Source organism: Klebsiella sp. 4_1_44FAA (genome assembly GCF_000238715.1).
In the GTDB taxonomy this organism is placed as follows: domain Bacteria; phylum Pseudomonadota; class Gammaproteobacteria; order Enterobacterales; family Enterobacteriaceae; genus Klebsiella; species Klebsiella pneumoniae.
The window spans coordinates 1-616 of sequence record NZ_JH414864.1 but is presented as its reverse complement, the minus strand read 5'-3'; the positions used below and the strand labels follow the sequence as shown (position 1 = coordinate 616).

The following is a 616-nucleotide window of genomic DNA, read 5'->3' as shown; positions in this document are numbered from 1 at the left end:
CTATGACGCGCTCAGTGAAATTGCACCGGTTGTATACCTTTCGACAGATGTGGAGACAGGTGTCGTAAAAAGCGTGACAAAAAATGCAGAGACGATTGCTTCTATGTTTGGGCTGGAAGATGAAGTAAAAGAAAAGACAGCCGGTTTTGATGAAAGAATTGAAGCATTGGCAGAAAAAGCAAAAGGGCATACAGCACTGGTAGGAATGACTACAAGCGGAAGCTTTAACTTAATGGGAAATGACGGAAGATGCTCCATTATCGGAGTGGAGATCGGATTTGACAATCTGACAGCTGCTGAAAGTACCTCAACACATGGAAAATGAAGCTTCATTTGAAACAGTTGTCGAGAAAAACCCAGAGTATATTTTCGTGATGGATCGTGATCAGGCAATCGGGGCAGACGGGGCACAGACGGCAAAAGAAATTATGGAAAATGAACTTGTTATGCAGACAGATGCTTACAAAAAATGGAAAAAATCATCTATCTGGAACATCCGGCAGTATGGTACACTGCGGAAGGCGGAATCACTGCACTGGATGTGATGCTTTCTGATCTGGAGGAGTCCCTGTAAAAAGTTGTTGTGTGCATTATCCTCAAATTGTGGTACAATAGA

Annotated in this window: 2 protein-coding genes; both read left to right on the top strand. The window is 42.9% G+C overall.

The window, feature by feature from the left end; translation table 11 throughout:
• The coding region (locus HMPREF1024_RS31600) for an ABC transporter substrate-binding protein (protein ID WP_222609796.1) at positions 1 to 325 on the top strand (325 nt) is incomplete at its 5' end.
• Positions 315 to 545 carry a hypothetical protein gene (locus HMPREF1024_RS31595; protein ID WP_222609795.1) on the top strand — a complete coding sequence of 77 codons (231 nt, stop codon included), beginning with the start codon at positions 315 to 317 and terminating at the stop codon, positions 543 to 545. The genes HMPREF1024_RS31600 and HMPREF1024_RS31595, both read left to right, overlap by 11 nt.
• Positions 546 to 616 lie beyond the last annotated feature (71 nt).

Bases quoted from the DNA above. Each gene is read 5' to 3' on its own strand.
- HMPREF1024_RS31595 (WP_222609795.1), top strand. From the start codon at position 315: ATGGAAAATGAAGCTTCATTTGAAACAGTTGTCGAGAAAAACCCAGAG.